Raw genomic sequence first — 16,694 nt, 5'->3', positions numbered from 1 at the left:
CCCCGGTGCGCCTGTTCGCGGCTCTCCAGCCGGTTGCCGCCCGGCCCTGGGGGTGAACGCGGCGGTCCCGTTCGACGTGCTCAGGGCGCTCGGCCGCAGCCGGTCCGGCCCGTCGTCGCCCGGGTCGGGGATGCCGTACCGGTGGGCGCCGGCGCCGGTACCGGGCCAGCCGGTGTCCAGGACGGGCGGATCGGTGCATCCCGATCTGACGGTCCGGCGATCGCGCCGGGCAGGCCGCGCGGCACACTGGTGAGCATGGAGCCGATCGAACGCGAGGGCGGCGAGCCCGCCTGCTTCCTCAACCTGGTCTGCGAGGAGTGCGGCAAGGTCCGCGAGGGCGGGCGCTGCCCGGTCTGCGACGTCATCGGCGACACCGGCGCCGCTCGGCCCGGAACGCCCGGGAGGCCCGCCGCGGCCGACCAGGAGCGGGCGGCCGGTCAGGTGTGAGCCGGCTCAGCGCAGCAGGCCGTGCAGCAGCAGTTCCGCCAGGTGCCCGTACGCCTCGGCGTCGGCCAGGCCGGTGGCGGCGGCGACCTGGCGCTGCTGGATGCGCACCATCACCGAGCTGATCACGTCGGCGGCGAAGGCCACGTGGGTCTCGCGGAACGCGCCCGCCGCCACCCCGTCGTCGATCAGCCGCTGGATCTGCCGCGCGGCGGCGCGGGTGTTGCGGCCGTACACCTCGGCGGCGGGTTCGAACGCGGCCAGGTCGTCGAAGAACCGGGCCGAGCCGGGGGCCAGTTCGGCGGAGACGGTGCGCAGGTAGGCGGCCAGCCGCTCGGCGGGGTCGGTCTCGGCGGCGAGCGCGGCCTCCACCCGGGCGGTGGCGCTGCGGAAGAAGTGCACCACGGCCGCTCGGACCAGTTGTTCCTTGGAGCCGGCCAGCCCGTACAGCGTCCGCTTGGAGCAGTGCAGCCGGGCGGCCAGGTCGTCCAGGGTGAACTGCGCGAAGCCTTCGGCCACGAACAGATCCACCAGTTCCTCGAAGAGGGCGGTGCGGCGGGCGGCTCCCCGTCCGGTGGGCCGGGGGCCGGCAGCGCTGTCGATCACCCGGCCAGTATGACAGTCGGCCCTTGCAGCCCGGCAGACTCCCGCCCCGGTGCGTGACGCGGCCCGCTCCGGGGATGCCCGAGCCCGGCTCCACTGCGCTACGCTTTCCGGTACTGACGTACCGCTTTGCGTACCGCTTGGAGCCGGAACATGGCTGTGGATCGCTTGCTTCCCACCGAAGAAGCCGCCGACCTGATCGCGTTGACCCGCGATCTCGCCGACAAGGAACTCGCCCCGAAGGTGGAGTCCCACGAGAAGCAGGAGCGCTACCCCGAGGGCCTGTTCAAGCTGCTCGGCCAGGCCGGGCTGCTCGGCCTGCCGTACCCGGAGGAGTTCGGCGGCGGCGGCCAGCCGTACGAGGTGTACCTGCAGGTCCTGGAGGAGCTGGCCGCGCGATGGGCCGCGGTCGCGGTGGCCACCAGCGTGCACACGCTGGCCTGCCACCCGCTCAACGCGTTCGGCAGGCCCGGGCAGAAGGACCGCTGGCTGCCGCAGATGCTGGCGGGCGAGCTGGTCGGCGGCTACAGCCTGTCCGAGCCGAACGCCGGATCCGACGCGGCGGCGCTGACCTGCAAGGCCGAGCCGGTCGAGGACGGCTACCGGATCACCGGCACCAAGGCCTGGATCACGCACGGCGGCAAGGCGGACTTCTACGCCCTGTTCGCGCGCACCGCGCCCGGCCCGCACGGGGTGTCCTGCTTCCTGGCGCCCGGTCAGGTCGACGGCCTGACCTTCGGCGCGCCGGAGGAGAAGATGGGCCTCAGCGCGGTGCCCACCACCGCCGCGTACTGGGACGGCGCGCTGCTGGAGCCGGAGCGGCTGATCGGCTCCGAGGGCCAGGGCCTGCCGATCGCGTTCTCCGCCCTCGACTCCGGCCGGCTCGGCATCGCGGCCTGCGCCACCGGCCTGGCCCAGGCCGCCCTGGACACCGCCGTCGCGTACGCCAACGAGCGGACCACCTTCGGCCGACGGATCGTCGACCACCAGGGCCTGGGCTTCCTGCTGGCCGACATGGCGGCGGCCGTCGACTCCGCCCGCGCCACCTACCTGGACGCGGCGCGCCGGCGCGACCTGGGCCGCCCGTTCAGCCGGCAGGCCAGCGTGGCCAAGCTGATCGCCACCGACGCCGCGATGAAGGTCACCACCGACGCGGTGCAGGTGCTCGGCGGGTACGGCTACACCCGGGACTTCCCGGTGGAGCGGTACATGCGCGAGGCGAAGATCATGCAGATCTTCGAGGGCACCAACCAGATCCAGCGCCTGGTGATCAGCCGCCAGTTCGCCGCCCGCTGACCCTGCTCGACCACCGTTCGACGGTTCGTCACCACCCCATCGGAAAGGGCTTTCCCCCATGCAGCTCTCCGGCACCGCCGCCCTGGTCACCGGCGCGGCCTCCGGCCTCGGCGCGGCCACCGCCGCCCACCTCGCCTCGCTCGGCGCCCAGGTCTACGGCCTGGACCTGCCGAAGGCCGTGGAGTCCGCCCCCGCACAGCCCGACGGCGTCACCCTGCTCGGTGCGGACGTCACCGAGGAGCAGCCGGTGCGCGAGGCACTGGCCCGGATCGCCGCCGACGGCCGCCCGCTGCGGCTGGCGGTGAACTGCGCGGGCATCGCCCCGTCCGCGCGGATCGTCGGCCGCCGCGGCCCGCACGACCTGGACCTGTTCCGCACCGTGCTGAACGTCAACCTGATCGGCACCTTCAACGTCATGCGGCTGGCCGCCGAGGCGATGTCCGCCCAGGAGCCGGACGGCGCCGGGCAGCGCGGACTGGTCGTCAACACCGCCTCCATCGCCGCGTTCGAGGGCCAGGTCGGCCAGATCGCGTACGCCGCGTCCAAGGCCGGCGTGGCCGGCATGACCATCACCGCGGCCCGCGACCTGGCCCAGTTCGGCATCCGCGTGGTGACCATCGCCCCCGGCATCGTCGACACCCCGATGATGGCGAGCTTCTCCGACGAGATCCGGGCCGGGCTGGCCGCCACCGTCACCTTCCCGCAGCGCCTCGCCCATCCCGAGGAGTACGCCCGCCTGGTGGCGGTGGTCGCCGACCACGACTACCTCAACGGCGAGACCATCCGGATGGACGGTGCCCTGCGGATGTCCGCCCGCTGACCCGCGCACCCGATCGCCCGGCCCGGTCGCCCGGTCGCCCGACGCGTCACCAGTCGGCGACCTGGTAGTCCTTCAGGAACACCCCGGCGTACGGCCGGCCGGCCTCGCCGCGGACGATCGGGTCGTAGACCCGGGCCGCGCCGTCGACGATGTCCAGCGGGGTGCGGAAGCCGCGGTCGGCGATCCGGGACTTCTTCGGTGCGGGGTTCTCGTCGGTGATCCAGCCGGTGTCGACAGCGCACATGTGGATGCCGCGGCGGGCCAGGTCGGCGGCGCTGGTGCGGGTGAGCATGTTGAGCGCGGCCTTCGCCATGTTGGTGTGCGGGTGGCCCGGCGTCTTGTTGCGGGCCGCGAACCGGCCCTCCACGGCAGACACGTTGACGATGTACCGGGCGGGGTGCGGCGACGCCTCCAGCAGCGGCAGCAGCCGGTCGCACAGCAGCGCCGGCGCGAGCGCGTTGACCAGTTGCGCCTCCAGCACCTCCGCCGGGTCCAGCTCGCCGAGCCGCGCCGACCAGGAGTTGCGCGGCGCGAGGTCGGGCAGCAGCCCGGCCTCGTCCACCGCGGTGGACCACCCGTCGACCGCTGCGACCTGCGTCGCCCCGCCCCGGGGCTCCGTCAGTTCCGCGGCCGGCCAGGCCGCGGTGAGGGCCGGCATCGGGCGGAAGCCGGGCGCGTGCCCGACCTGCGCCGGTGTCGGGCCGTGCTCGCCGGCGGCGAGCAGCGCGTACGACTCGGGCGGGCGGCGCAGGGTCTGCGCGGCGTTGTTCACCAGGATGTCCAACGGACGTCCCTCGCTCCGCAGTTGCTCGCACAGGCCGAGCACCTGGCGGGGGTCGCGCAGGTCGATCCCGACGATCCGCAGGCGGTCCAGCCACCGGGAGCTGCCCTCGGCGGCAGCGAAGCGGCGCAGGGTGTCGTGCGGGAAGCGACTGGTGACGATCAGTTCGGCGCCGTCGCGGAGCATCATCAGGGCCAGCTGGAACCCGATCTTGACGCGTCCGCCGGTGAGCAGCACCCGCCGCCCGGTGAGGTCGGTGCGCAGCGCGCGGCGCGCGGTGTGGTCGGCGGCGCACGGCGGGCAGAGCTGGTGGTAGAAGCCGTCGACCTGCCGGTAGTGCTGTTTGCAGACGTAGCACCGCTGCGGCCGGCTCAGCTCCCCGATCGGCAGGTGGCCTGGTGCGGTGGGCAGCGGGGCGTCCTCGCGCCGGTCGGTGCCGCCGGTGGCGGTGGCGGCGAGCAGCGCGGCGTCGACCCGGGCGGCCCGGGCGCGCCGGTCGCGGCGACGCTGGTGCCGGCCGTCGCGGACGAAGGAGTAGGCGGTGTGCTCGACGCGCAGTCGCGCCGGGTGGTCGACCGGAAGGGCCCGCAGGCGGCCGACGGTCCGTTCGAGGGCGGCGAGCTCGGCCTCGTCGGGCAGGTCGGCGGCGTCGAACGTGGTCATCGGGTCCTCCTCCGGAGGTGGCGGTGGGTCAGCGACGGCGGGCCCGACCGGAGTCGATCCGGTGCGTTCCGCAGGAGCAGTGCGGCGCGTCAACCGCTGCGCCACGGGCCGTCGTTCGGAGAGCCTCCCGGGGGCCGGATTCGAACCGGCGTGATCCGCCTTGTGAGGGCGGCGCGTCTGCCTCTGCGCCCACGCCCGGTAGGTGCCACGGATGCTATCGGGGCACCCGGGGCAGTCGGCAAACGCTTTCCCGCCGGGCCGTCAGACCGCCGGCCCCGGGGCCGGGGTGGGCGGCATCAGATCGCTCGCGCTCACGGTGTACGTCAGCGCCGGGTAGCGGAAGTCGGTCTCGTTGTTCTCCGCGCGCCGCAGTCGGTAGAACTCGCGCTGCTGCTCCTCGTCGGCCTGGGTGAGGCGTCCGCCGTCCGGCAGATACGCCTGCCCGTCGCGGTACCGGACGAGGGTCTTCGAGGTCCGGAAGGTGACGCCCAGCCACTGGTTGTCCGCCGCCGGGACGGGTGGCTCCAGGACGATGCGGTGCTTGAACCGGCGGTTCGTCGCGACGGAGAACACCACCACGCCGTGGTGCACGAGCGGAATCTCGAACCGCTCGCCGCCGGGCCGTTTCGCCTCGAACTTCAGCTTCCGCGGCGGGCCCGCCGGGTCCCGGTAGCAGGAGAAGACGGCGATGGACGACTCCTCGGCCAGGTCGAGCGCCTGGTCGGAGTGCGCGCCCATGGTGGTGTACGCGTTCGTGCAGCACTCGACGAGCGCGTTGTTGAAGCCGGCCGGGAGCGCCGCCCGTTCCCGGATCCGCTGCGCCAGCCGGTCGTGCACCGCCCGGAAGGGCTGGGCCGGGCTTCCGTACCGGGTGGTGGTGCGCACCAGCGGCACCCCGCCCGCCTCGTCGGTGCGCGCCAGCACGGCGCCCCGCCGGCCCTTCCCGACGTCCTCCAGTTCGACCGAGGCGGACAGTTCGGCGAACAGGTCGCCCTCGGTGGGCAGCAGGTGGGCGGCGATGCCGTCCGGGAGGCTAGGGCCGAGGGGCACGGTAGTCCCCCGCGTTCATGCTGAAGCGGAACCGGTCGCCGTAGTCGATGACGGCCGAGGTCCGGTTCTCCGCCGCGTACAGCCTGCGCAGTTCGTCCATGCCGTCCGGGGTGGGCGGTCCCAACTCCACCGGCCCGTCGGCGGTCTTGAGGAAGGTGCGGCCGTCCGCGTGGACGGCTTCGGCGCCGGAGCACCGCACCACGTATCCGAGGCGGGTCGGGAGCAGTTCGGCGTCCAGCGCCGAGGGACGGATCTCGTGCGCGTAGCGGCGGTTGGTGGAGAGCGGCATGAAGAACACCGAGCCGGGGTGCAGCGTCACGGTGAACCGGCCCGGCAGCGCGGCTGCTTCGGGCCCGGGAGCCGGTTCGTCCTTGAGCCGGAAGCGGAGCCGGGTGAGGCCGCTGACGCCGCGCACGCCGTGGTCGAAGGCGTCCCCGGTCAGCGGCTGCAACCGGTCGAGCCCGTCGTAGAACGTGCAGAAGGCCATGATGCCGTTGGCCGGCATGTCCTTGGTCTTGTCGGCGTGGGCCGAGATCCTGGCCTTGGACTGCTTGCGGCCATCCGTGGCCGGGGTGTTGTGGTAGATCTGGGCGAGGACGTGGTTCAGCGGCGCGTGGCCCCGGAAGAGGGCGGCGGCCTCGCGGTTCAGGGCCTCGACGACGGCGGTGTCGGTGGGCCCGAAGTTCTCGGTCGGACCGGACAGGTTGGTGGAGCACCGGAGCAGCCGGAAGTGCAGGTCGTCGCCGTCCCGCAGGACGGGCGTCAAGTAGATCCCGCTGCGGTGCGCCGCCCCCGGCTTGGTGGACTCCGTCAGGGACTGGAACACGTGCTCCGCCCGGATCCGCCCGAAGTGGTCGGCCTCGGGTTCGAAGAACCGGGGGTAGTACACGCCGAGGCCGTGGACGCGGCGCGGAACCCGGCCGAGGCCGACCGGCGTCCACGGTCCGCCCCCGTCGGCGCTCCGGCCCTGCGCGAGCTCCCGGACCGCGAACACCCGCGCGGCGGCCCGCAGTCGGCGACCGTCGAGGCGCGACAGGTCGCCGGCCAGGAAGACGGTCCTGCCCGCGAGGTCGACGGAGCCGGCGGCGAGTTCCTCCGGCGTGAGCGCGGTCCCGAAGAAGTCCCCGAGCGGGTCACCGGTGTGCAGGGCGGACGGTGCCACCAGGACGGCGCCCGCGTCCTCGATGCGGGCTTCGGCCGGCCCTGTGCTGGACATCAGACACTCCCTGCGGTTCACGGATCCGGACGGACGGCCGGTCGGCCGGACCCGGTGCACGCCGCCGTCGGTCCGGGCGTCGAAGGACATCAGACCCCGGAGGTCCGGGAGCAGTCAACGGGTGCCGGCCGGCTGCCGGGAGTCCCGGGCGCGGCGGGCGGTGTCGCCCTTGACCGATGATCAGGAGGCTGGCAGCGTGCCGGTATGCCCGCGGCCGGGCAACGAGGCGGCGGCCGGGGTGGGACACGCAGGGACGGACAGATGGCACCGGACACGGCCGCTCGACGGGACTCCGCCGCATACCGCGACTTTCGGGCCGCGCGGGACCACCTGCTGCGGGCGCGCGGCGACCTGGACGCCGCCCGCGCCTTCCCGCGCCCTGCGGGCGAGCACTTCAACTGGGCCCTGGACTGGTTCGACGTCGAGGCGGCCGACAACCGGGCGGTCGGGCTGCGCGTCGTCGACCTGGCCGCCGACGGCACGCTGCTGCGCGAAACCGCGCTGACCTTCGCCGAACTGAGCGAGCGTTCGGACCGCACGGCGGGCTGGCTGCGCGCTCGGGGCGTGGCCCGCGGGGACCGCGTCCTGCTGCTGCTGGGCAATCAGGTGGCCCTGTGGGAGGTGATGCTCGCGGCGGTCAAGCTGGGCGCGGTGGTGATCCCGGCGAGCACCCTGCTGACCCCGGACGACCTGGCCGACCGACTGACCCGCGGGCGGGTGCGCCACGTCGTCGCCGAGTCCGCCCTGACCGCCAACTTCGCGGGGCAGGAGGGCGAGTGGACCAGGATCGCGGTCGGCCCGCCCGTGCCCGGCTGGCTGGACTACGCCCGGGCCGCCGACTTCACCGGCGGCTTCACCCCGGACGGGCCCACCCGCGCCGAGGATCCGCTGCTGCTCTACTTCACCTCCGGCACGACGAGCCGGCCCAAGCTGGTGCAGCACACCCATCGCTCCTACCCGGTGGGCCACCTGTCGACGATGTACTGGATCGGCCTGCAGCCGGGCGACGTCCACCTGAACGTGTCCTCGCCGGGCTGGGCGAAGCACGCCTGGAGCAACTTCTTCGCCCCGTGGAACGCCGGCGCGGAGATCCTGATCGTCAACCAGCCGCGGTTCTCGGCGCGGCCGTTGCTGGACGCGCTGGTCCGCCACCGGGTGACCTCGTTCTGCGCACCGCCCACGGTGTGGCGGATGCTGCTGCTGGAGGACCTGAGGCAGTGGCAGCCGCCGCTGCGCGAGCTCGTCGGCGCGGGCGAGCCGCTCAACCCCGAGGTCGTCGAGCAGATCGAACGGGCCTGGGGCGTCGCCCTCCGCGACGGGTACGGCCAGACGGAGACCACCGCGCAGATCGGCAACACCCCCGGGCAGCCGGTCAAGCCCGGCTCGATGGGCCGCCCGCTGCCCGGCTACGAGGTGGTGCTGGTCGACCCGGTCACCGGCGACGAGGTCACCGGCGAGGGCGTCGACGGCGAACTGTGCCTGCCGCTGGCCGGCCGTCCGCTGGGCCTCATGACGGGCTACCAGGACGACCCGGAGCGGCACGCCGACTCCATGGCCGGCGGCCGCTACCACACCGGCGACGTGGCGCAGCGCGACGCCGACGGCTACTACACCTTCGTCGGCCGGGCCGACGACGTGTTCAAGAGCAGCGACTACCGGCTGTCGCCGTTCGAGCTGGAGAGCGTCCTGATCGAGCACCCGGCGGTGGCGGAGGCCGCGGTCGTCCCCTCGCCCGACCCGCTGCGGCTCTCCGTGCCCAAGGCGTACGTCATCCTGACGCCCGGTCACGAACCGGACGCGGACACCGCCGAGTCCATCCTCGCCTGGACCCGCAAGCGGCTCGCGCCCTACAAGCGGATCCGCCGCCTGGAGTTCGCCGACCTCCCGAAGACCATCTCCGGCAAGATCCGCCGCATCGAACTGCGCAGCCAGGAGGAGCAGCGGCACCCGCTCGCCGGGAACGCCGACGCCCGCCCGGGCCCGCGCCGCGGCGAGCGCGAGTTCTGGGAGGAGGACTTCCCCGGTCTCAAGGACGCCTGACGCACGGTGAAGACCGTTCGGACCAGCGCCGTCACCTGCGGGTGAATGGGGCGGGGCGACGGCGTGTCTGCCGTTCCCTCATCTTCCCCACCACCCAAGGCGATTCACATGTTCCGACGCATCTGCGTTCCGGGGGTCGCGGGCCGACAGTCCGACCGTCTCGGGCGACAACGCGCGTACCGGCCGGGACCGGGCCGAGCCGGGTCTCGGCCCGCAGCAGGTCTCGGCGGCCGACTTCGGCCGCCGCTGGTCCACCGCGGTGGACGGCGCGGTCCACGGCCAGCCGCTGGTGGCCGGCGACACCGTGGTCGTCGGCACCGACACCAACCACGTGTACGGGATCGGGGCGGGGGACGGCAAGGTCCGCTGGCAGCGGTCGCTCGGCGCTCCCGCCCCGTCGAGCACGGCCTGCCTCTCGCCGGGGACGGGCGTCCTGTCCACGCCGGTGTACGACCCGGCGAGCGGCAGCGTCTACCTGGTGTCGAAGGTCAAGGACGGCCCGACGTTCCAGCTGCACGCGCTCGACGCGGCGACGGGCGCGGAGCGCGCCGGGTGGCCGGTGGCCGTGCAGGGCGACCCGGTGAACAGCCCGGGCGTCCCGTTGAACCCGGCGACCCTGGCGCAGCGCACCGGCCTGCTGCTGCTCGACGGCGCGGTGTACTTCGGCTTCGCCTCGGACTGCGGCGCGGGGACGTACGTCGGACAGGTGGCGGGCGTCAGCACGCGCACCCGCAGGCTGACGCTGTGACGGACGGCCTGCTGATCGACCTGTGAATCGGGGCCCGATGATCAACGGAGCACACGTCGTCGTCCACAGCCGTGACGCGGAGGCGGACCGGGCGTTCTTCCGGGACGTGCTGGAGTATCCGCACGTCGATGCGGGCGTCGGCCCGGACCGGGCCTCCGGTTGTCGGCGTGGCGGTTTGAGGCGCTCACGCCGAGGGGTGATCCTGGTGCCATTGCCTGGGGGTTGCTGCTCCGAAGGGGAATGTGCGGACATGGCGACACGGGTACCGGGCCGGGCGGCGACGGCCACGGTGGACGGCGGCGGGGCGGTGACGGGCTGGTCGGCGGCGGCCGAGCGGCTGTCGGGGTTCGGGACGGGCCAGGTGCTGGGGCGTCGGGCGTTCGAACTGCTGGCGGGCGATCCGCCGGTCGGGCTGCTGCGGGCGGTGGTGCGGCACGAGCCGTTCACCGGGATGGTGCGGGTGTCCCGTTCCGAGGACGACCCGGTCTCGGTGGAGCTGGGCGTGGTCCCGGTGCGGACGGCGCGCGGCGAGCCGAGCTGGGTGGTCTCCGCGCTGCCGCTGCAGCCCCTGCAGGCGGTGAGCACCGGGGCGGCCGCCGGGCCGGTGCTGGCGCCGGGCGTCGACCTGGACGACGCGGGCCCGGAGGACCGGGCCCGCCGCCGGCTGGCGCTGCTCGGCGAGGCCGGCCTGCGGATCGGCTCGACCCTCGAAGTGGACCGCACCGCGCAGGAGTTGGCGGACGTCGCGGTGGAGGGCTTCGCGGACTTCGTCGGCGTCGACCTGCTGGACTCGGTGTTCGGCGGCGCTCCCGCGAGCGACGCGGGGCTGGTGTTCTACCGGGTCGCGCAGAGCTCGGTGCTGCCGGGCTGCCCGGAATCGGTGGTGGCGTCGGGCAGCGGGGACGTGATCGCCCCGGATTCGCCGATGGCGCAGGTGCTGGCCTCGGGGCAGCCGGTGCGCATCGACTACCGGAATCCCCGACTGCGCGCCTGGCTCGGCCAGGAACCCGAACGGGCCCGGACCGCGGCGACGTTCGGCATCCACTCGGCGCTGCTGGTGCCGTTGACGGCGCGCGGGACGGCGCTCGGGGTGGCGATCTTCCTGCGGCACCGTTCGCCGGTGCCGTTCGACGAGGACGACCTGCTGCTGGCGACCGAGCTGACGGCCCGGGCCGCGCTGTCCGTCGACAACGCCCGGCAGTACACCCAGCAGCGGGACACCGCGCTGGCCCTGCAGCGTTCGCTGCTGCCGTCCCGGACGCCCCGGCAGGCGGCGGTGGAGGTGGCGTTCCGCTACCTGCCGGCCAACGGCCGGGAGGGGGTGGGCGGCGACTGGTTCGACGTCATCCCGCTGTCCGGCGCCCGGGTGGCGCTGGTGGTGGGTGACGTGGTCGGCCACGGGGTGGCCGCCTCGGCGGCGATGGGGCGGCTGCGGACGGCCGTCCGCACGCTCGCCGACATCGACATGCCGCCGGACGAACTCCTCACCCACCTGGACGACCTGGTGCTGCGGGTGGATCTCGACGAGCAGCCGGAGGGCGGCACCGCCTGGGCCGGCGGCAGTGTCGGCGCGAGCTGCCTGTACGCGGTGTACGACCCGGTGGCGCGGTCCTGCACGCTGGCCAGGGCCGGGCATCCGGGCCCGGCGCTGCTCGGCGCGGACGGCGTGGTGCGGTTCCCCGAACTGCCGCCCGGGCCGCCGCTCGGCCTCGGCGGACTCCCCTTCGAAGCCGTGGAGCTGGAGGTTCCGGAGGGCAGCGTGCTGGCACTGTTCACCGACGGCCTGCTGCGGGCCTCGGAGATGCGCGGCGATCCCGAACTGGGTCTGGACCGGTTGCGTTCGGCGCTCGGCGGGCCCGCCGAGTCGCTGGAGGACCTGTGCGACCAGGTGCTGGCCGCCACCCTCGGACCGGACGCCTCCACCGACGACGTGGCCCTGCTGCTGGCCCGCACCCGGGTGCTGCACGCGCAGGACGTCGCCGACTGGCCGCTGCAGCACGACCCGTCGGAGGTGGCCAGGGCCCGGAAGGTGGCGGCGGCGAAGCTCGCCGACTGGGGGGTGGAGGAGGCGTCCTTCGCCACCGAGTTGGTGGTCAGCGAGCTGGTCACCAACGCCATCCGCTACGGGCTGCCGCCGATCGGCTTCCGGCTGATCCGGGACGGCGACCTGCTGATCTGCGAGGTCTCCGACGGCAGCAGCACCGCCCCGCACCTGCGCCGCGCCCGGTCGGACGACGAGGGCGGCCGCGGGCTGCTGCTGGTGGCGCAGCTGTGCCGCAACTGGGGCACCCGGCACACGCCGCGCGGCAAGACCATCTGGGCCGAACAGGCGCTCTGACCGAATTTCTTGACGGTGCGTCAGGCGGTGATCGCCGCGCGCAGGGCGTCCCGGAGGCGTCCGTCGTGCCGGTCGAGCAGCTCGGCGGCGGTAGCGGCGTCCAGGTCGGCGAGGAGCAGCAGGACGGCGTCCTTGACCCGTCCGCCAGTGGCCTCCAGTGCGGCGTCCACGGCGGCGGGTTCGGCGTCGGTGGCCAGGGCGACGATCCGGCGGCTGCGGACGCGCAGTTTCTCGTTGGTGGCGCGGACGTCGACCATCAGGTTCCCGTAGGTCTTGCCGAGCCTGATCATGGTGATCGTCGAGAGCATGTTGAGCACCAGCTTCTGCGCGGTGCCGGCCTTCAGACGGGTGGATCCGGAGAGCAGTTCGGGCCCGGTGACGACCTCGATGCCGTGGTCGGCGGCGGCCGCCAGCGCGGAGCCGGGGTTGCAGGCCAGGCCGACGGTGAGCGCGCCGACGGTGCGGGCGTACTCGACGGCCGCCAGCGCGTACGGGGTGCGACCGGAGGCGGAGACGGCGACCACGGTGTCCGCGGCGGTCAGCCGCAGCGCGGCCAGGTCGGCGACCGCGGCGTCCCGGTCGTCCTCGGCGTCCTCGACCGCGGCGGTCATCGCGGCGGGGCCGCCGGCGATCATTCCGACGACCTGTCCGGGCGCGGTGTTGAAGGTGGGCGGGCATTCGCTGGCGTCGAGGACGCCGAGCCGTCCGGCGGTGCCCGCGCCGAGTTCGATCAGCCGCCCGCCGCGTGCCATTCGCTCGCTGATCGCGTCCACCGCCGCGGCGATCGCGGGCAGTTGCTCCGCCACCGCCTCGGGGACGGTGCGGTCCTCGGCGTTCATCAGGCGGGCGATCTCCTGCGTCGGCAGCAGGTCGATCTCCGCGTGCTCGGGCCGCCGGGCCTCGGTGGTCAGGGCGGCCAGCGCGGCCGGGCCGAGCTGCGCCGGGGCGGGGTGCTGGTGGTGCGAGGTGCCGGTCACGGTTCCCGACCCTAGCGCAGCGACTGTTACCCGACCGTTGACCTCCGTGTGGTGGTTCCGTTCCCGTGCCGCTGGCTAGGCTGCGCGCTGACGCGGGCCGGTGGGTGCACCGCACGCTTCCCACACGGGGGTTCACCATGGCGCGGCGCGTCATTCGCACGGCGGCGGTGCTGCTCGGCTCGCTGCTGTTCGCGGGGTTCTGGACGGTGGCGCCGGCTGCGGCGGCGCAGGGCACCGGCACGATCGTCACCTCGATCGGCGGGGTGCCCGCCAAGGTCGCTCCCGGCGACGGGTTCACGGCGACGTTCACCGTCGTCTCGACCTCCCGGTACCGCCTGCTGGTGCGCACCCTGGCCCTGACCCTGACGCACGACGCCGCACCGGACGCCGCACCGGACGGCCTCGCCGTGCAGTGGCAGGACCCCGCCACCGGCGCCTGGCAGGACTCCGACACGCACGGGGCGGGCGCCTGGGCGTTCAGCCCGGCCGAGCCCGTGGTGATCGCCCCGCGCGGCACCCTGACCTACCGGGCCCGGGTCACCCTGGAGCCTGCGGCCGCCTCGGGCGCGTACCTGCTGGAGACGGACGGCGTGGCCGCCTACACCCTGGTCGACGGCACGGGTCGGGACGTCGGCCTGCTGGACGGGCACAACCGGCCGCAGGCGGGCTTCCGTTGCCTGTCCGCCCCCGGCCCGTCCGGCACGCCCGCGCCCACCGGCTCGGCCGGCGCGGACCCGGGCCCGTCGGCCACGGCGGGCGTCCCCGCCGGAACGGAGCCGGCCGCGGCGAGCGGGCTGCCGATCCCGGCGCCGCCCTCCGAGCCGCCGGCGCCGTCCTTCGGCATCGCGCTGGCGCTCTCCCCCGGCGAGGAGGAGACGCCCGACCCGGAACCGGCCACCACCGCCCCGTCCGACCCGAGCCGCTCCCCCGTCGTGGCCGCCGCCCTCGACACCGGCCCGGGCCCGTACGCCGCGGCGCAGCCGCGCACTGCCTCCACCCTCCGGCTGGCCTTCGGCGTCACCGCGATCGTCGTCGGCTTCGCGATGGGGACCGCCCTGCTGGTGCGCCGCCATGCCCACCCGGATGCCTGACGGCATCAACTCGCTTTTGCAGCACAGTATTTACCTTCCCGCGACCGATCCCTCCCGGTCCGCTCTGCCAGACTCGCCGGATGGACATTCGGGGGAATGCGTCCGTCCCGGCCCCGACCGGCCTGCCCCGCGCGGCCCTCGGCCCGGTGCTCGGGCTGGCGGGGGCGGTCGCGGCGCTCCAGCTCGCCCTGGCGGGCCGCTACGGGTTCCACCGCGACGAGCTCTACTTCCTTTCCGCCGGGCGCCACTTGGCCTGGGGCTATGTCGACCAGCCGCCGCTGACGCCGCTGTTGGCGCGCGCCTCCACGGCGGTCTTCGGCGGGAGCCCGACCGGAATGCGGGTGGTCGCGGCGCTGCTGTGCGCGGCCACGGTGGTCCTGATCGCGCTCGCCGCACGGGAGTTGGGCGCGCACCGGGCCGGCCAGGTGCTGGCCGCGGCGGGTACGGCGGTCTCGGCGATGGTGCTGGCGGTCGGGCACATGCTGTCCACCGCGAGCTTCGACCTGTTCGCCTGGGCGGGCATCGGCGTGCTGCTGCTGCGGCTGCTGCGCACCGGCGAGCGCCGGTGGTGGGTGGCGGTCGGCGCGGCGGTCGGCGTCGCACTGCTGAACAAGGACCTGGTGCTGCTGCTGGCCGCCGCCGTGCTCCCGGCGATCGCGCTGGCCGGCCCGCGCGAGGTGCTGCGCGGCCGGTGGCTCCCGCTGGGCGCGGCCGTCGCGCTGCTGGTCGCGGCGCCGAACCTGTACTGGCAGGCCCGGCACGGCTGGCCGCAGCTCACCGTCGCCTCCGGCATCAGCGACCAGGACGGGACGACCAACCGGCTGACCTTCGTGCCCATGCAACTGGTCTACCTGTCACCGGTGTTGATCCCGATCTGGCTGGCCGGGCTCCGCCGCCTGCGCAGCGACCCGGAGGTCCGGTGGGCCCGCCCGATCGGGTACGGGTACCTGGCGCTGTGCGTCCTGGTACTGGTCCTCGGCGGCAAGCCGTACTACGCGCTGCCGCCGCTGCTGCTGGTGCTGGCCGCCGGCTGCGAGCCGGTGGCGCGGCGGCTGCGGTCGCCGGTGCGGCCGGTCGCGGCGCTGCTGGTCGCCGCGCTGGTGAACTGCCTGATCACCCTGCCGGTCCTGCCGGAGCGTCAGCTCGCCGCCGTCTCCTGGATCTACCCGGAGAGCGCGGAACAGGTCGGCTGGCCCGAGCTGACTTCGGCGGTCGCGACGGGCTGGGAGCAGATCCCGCCGGGCGACCGGGCCCGCGCGGTGGTGTTCGCCACCGACTACGGCGAGGCCGGGGCGCTGGCGCTGTACGGCCCGCGACTGGGCCTGCCCGCCCCGTACTCGGGCCACATGTCCTTCACCGACTGGGGCCCGCCCCCGGACAGCGCGACCGGGCCCGTCCTGCTGGTCCGACCCGCGCCGTACCCGGAGGTGGAGCGGGCCTTCACCGGCTGCCGGCAGGTCGCCCTGGTCGACAACGGCCGGGGTGTCCCCAACGAGGAGCAGCACGCCCCGGTCCTGCTGTGCAGCGGCCCGGTCGCTCCGTGGTCCGTGCTCTGGCCCCGGCTGCGCCACTCCTACTGATCGGCTCCGGGCAGCACCCGCAGCTTCGCGTCGGTGATCCCGCCCGGGCACTCCCGCTGCCGGCCCCAGCCGGCCAGCTCCGCGCCCGCGCGGTACGCCGACTCCAGGAACTCCAGCGCCGTTCCCCACGGATCGGCGGCCTGCCGCAGCTCGTCGTACATCAGCAGCGCGAGGTGGCTGCCCCGGTTCGGGGACCAGCGGGCGGCGGCCGGGTGCAGCGGGCGGGTCTCCAGGCCGGCAGGTTCCGGAGCGGTGTAGGAGTAGAAGGCCGGGGCGGGCACCTGGTCGTCGCCGAACCAGAAACCCGCGCTGATGACCTCGCGGGAGTAGGCCTCGCGGGTCACGGGATCCGCCGTGGACTGCTCGGTCTCCCGGTCGGAGAACCGGGTGACGGCGATGTCGAAGGTGTGCCAGAAGTGGTGCACGGGGCTGGTCTTGCCGGAGTACCCGGCGGCGTACTCCTCCAGCAGCAGGCCGACCTGGCTGAGGATCCGCCAGTACCTGGTGACGGCGTCCGGGTCGTAGCTGCGGTGCTCGTGGTCGTCGGCGAACGGCCGGTGCGCGTCCGGCAGGTCGTACGGGTAGGGGTGGTCGGGGAGGACGTCGATGTCCAGGTGGACCAGGGCCCGCAGGGTGTCGCGGTAGAAGTCGCCGACGGAGCGCCCGGCCAGCGGGAAGGAGTCCTCGGCGCCGGACAGGGTGCGCACGTACAGCCGGTGGTCGGTGAAGTCGAAGTCGACGGTGAAGGCGTCGCCGCCGCGGGTCGGGCCGGTGGGGCGGGTGGTGATGCCGCGTCCGGTGAGGTGGAAGGGGACGTTCCACCAGTGGTTGCGCCGGGCGCTGCCCGCCAGCCGGATCTTGCCGATGACCTGGGTGAAGCGGTGCAGGGTCTCCTTGGTGTCCCCCCAGGACTCCAGGGGCAGGGGCGGGAACAGCTCCATGGTGCGCTCCGGCTGAGAGGGGTCGGGTGGCTCGCTCCCCATCCTCGCCGGGGCGCGGCCCGCGCCCCGCGTGCGACGCGCCCGGGCCTCGCTCCGCTGCTGCGCC

At 74.4% G+C, this 16,694-nt stretch carries 14 protein-coding genes and 2 tRNA genes; 8 read left to right on the top strand and 8 right to left on the bottom strand.

The window, feature by feature from the left end; all coding sequences use genetic code 11:
* The first annotated feature begins 255 nt into the window (after positions 1-255).
* On the top strand, positions 256-447 hold the full coding sequence (locus BX266_RS30500) for a hypothetical protein (protein ID WP_099905055.1): 192 nt from the start codon (positions 256-258) through the stop codon (positions 445-447).
* A 6-nt stretch (positions 448-453) separates the two neighbouring features.
* On the opposite strand, the gene BX266_RS30495 is transcribed toward BX266_RS30500, so the two are convergent.
* A complete protein-coding gene (locus BX266_RS30495; RefSeq protein ID WP_099905053.1) occupies positions 454-1,050 on the bottom strand; it encodes a TetR/AcrR family transcriptional regulator in 597 nt (198 codons plus the stop codon).
* Positions 1,051-1,200: 150 nt separating this feature from the next.
* Between BX266_RS30495 and BX266_RS30490 the strand changes: the two genes are divergently transcribed.
* Both BX266_RS30490 and BX266_RS30485 read left to right on the top strand, forming a co-directional pair.
* Positions 1,201-2,343, top strand: a complete 1,143-nt coding sequence (locus BX266_RS30490) for an acyl-CoA dehydrogenase family protein (RefSeq protein ID WP_099905051.1) — start codon at positions 1,201-1,203, stop codon at positions 2,341-2,343.
* Between the two features lie 58 nt (positions 2,344-2,401).
* A complete protein-coding gene (locus BX266_RS30485; RefSeq protein WP_099905049.1) occupies positions 2,402-3,163 on the top strand; it encodes an SDR family NAD(P)-dependent oxidoreductase in 762 nt (253 codons plus the stop codon).
* Between the two features lie 46 nt (positions 3,164-3,209).
* Here the strand turns inward: BX266_RS30485 and BX266_RS30480 are convergent, their stop codons facing one another.
* From BX266_RS30480 to BX266_RS30460, 5 genes are all read right to left on the bottom strand, one after another.
* Positions 3,210-4,607, bottom strand: coding sequence for an SDR family NAD(P)-dependent oxidoreductase (locus BX266_RS30480; RefSeq protein ID WP_099905047.1), 1,398 nt, complete (start codon positions 4,605-4,607; stop codon positions 3,210-3,212).
* A gap of 38 nt (positions 4,608-4,645) precedes the next feature.
* Positions 4,646-4,717 (bottom strand) — tRNA-Ser (locus BX266_RS30475).
* 15 nt (positions 4,718-4,732) lie between these two features.
* Positions 4,733-4,807 (bottom strand) — tRNA-Val (locus BX266_RS30470).
* 61 nt (positions 4,808-4,868) lie between these two features.
* On the bottom strand, positions 4,869-5,657 hold the full coding sequence (locus tag BX266_RS30465) for a hypothetical protein (RefSeq protein WP_099905046.1): 789 nt from the start codon (positions 5,655-5,657) through the stop codon (positions 4,869-4,871).
* Positions 5,641-6,873: a hypothetical protein gene (locus BX266_RS30460; RefSeq protein WP_099908492.1), complete on the bottom strand. Its 1,233-nt coding sequence runs from the start codon at positions 6,871-6,873 to the stop codon at positions 5,641-5,643. The genes BX266_RS30465 and BX266_RS30460 overlap by 17 nt, the downstream gene beginning before the upstream one ends.
* Positions 6,874-7,134: 261 nt before the next feature.
* Here BX266_RS30460 and BX266_RS30455 point away from each other — a divergent pair, with 261 nt between their 5' ends.
* From BX266_RS30455 to BX266_RS30445, 3 genes are all read left to right on the top strand, one after another.
* Complete coding sequence (locus BX266_RS30455; protein ID WP_099905044.1) at positions 7,135-8,913, top strand: AMP-binding protein; 1,779 nt, start codon at positions 7,135-7,137, stop codon at positions 8,911-8,913.
* Positions 8,914-8,980: 67 nt separating this feature from the next.
* A complete protein-coding gene (locus BX266_RS30450; RefSeq protein ID WP_099905042.1) occupies positions 8,981-9,661 on the top strand; it encodes a PQQ-binding-like beta-propeller repeat protein in 681 nt (226 codons plus the stop codon).
* Between the two features lie 250 nt (positions 9,662-9,911).
* Positions 9,912-11,999 (top strand): SpoIIE family protein phosphatase, encoded by a 2,088-nt coding sequence (locus BX266_RS30445; RefSeq protein ID WP_099905040.1) that lies wholly within the window; start codon positions 9,912-9,914, stop codon positions 11,997-11,999.
* Between the two features lie 20 nt (positions 12,000-12,019).
* Here BX266_RS30445 and murQ read toward each other — a convergent pair whose 3' ends face one another.
* Positions 12,020-12,976: an N-acetylmuramic acid 6-phosphate etherase gene (murQ, locus tag BX266_RS30440; RefSeq protein ID WP_180290674.1), complete on the bottom strand. Its 957-nt coding sequence runs from the start codon at positions 12,974-12,976 to the stop codon at positions 12,020-12,022.
* Positions 12,977-13,113: 137 nt separating this feature from the next.
* Between murQ and BX266_RS30435 the strand changes: the two genes are divergently transcribed.
* Together BX266_RS30435 and BX266_RS30430 are read left to right on the top strand one after the other, a co-directional pair.
* The gene (locus BX266_RS30435) at positions 13,114-14,067 is read left to right on the top strand and encodes a hypothetical protein (protein WP_099905038.1); all 954 of its coding nucleotides are present in this window, start codon (positions 13,114-13,116) and stop codon (positions 14,065-14,067) included.
* Between the two features lie 80 nt (positions 14,068-14,147).
* The gene (locus BX266_RS30430; protein WP_099905036.1) at positions 14,148-15,647 is read left to right on the top strand and encodes a glycosyltransferase family 39 protein; all 1,500 of its coding nucleotides are present in this window, start codon (positions 14,148-14,150) and stop codon (positions 15,645-15,647) included.
* On the opposite strand, the gene BX266_RS30425 is transcribed toward BX266_RS30430, so the two are convergent.
* On the bottom strand, positions 15,641-16,588 hold the full coding sequence (locus BX266_RS30425) for a DUF5996 family protein (protein WP_099905034.1): 948 nt from the start codon (positions 16,586-16,588) through the stop codon (positions 15,641-15,643). The two genes, BX266_RS30430 and BX266_RS30425, sit on opposite strands and share 7 nt — an antisense overlap.
* Between the last annotated feature and the right edge of the window lie 106 nt (positions 16,589-16,694).

Origin of the sequence: Streptomyces sp. TLI_171 (assembly GCF_003610255.1) — a bacterium.
Lineage (GTDB): Bacteria > Actinomycetota > Actinomycetes > Streptomycetales > Streptomycetaceae > Kitasatospora.
This window is presented reverse-complemented; position numbering and strand designations above follow the sequence as displayed.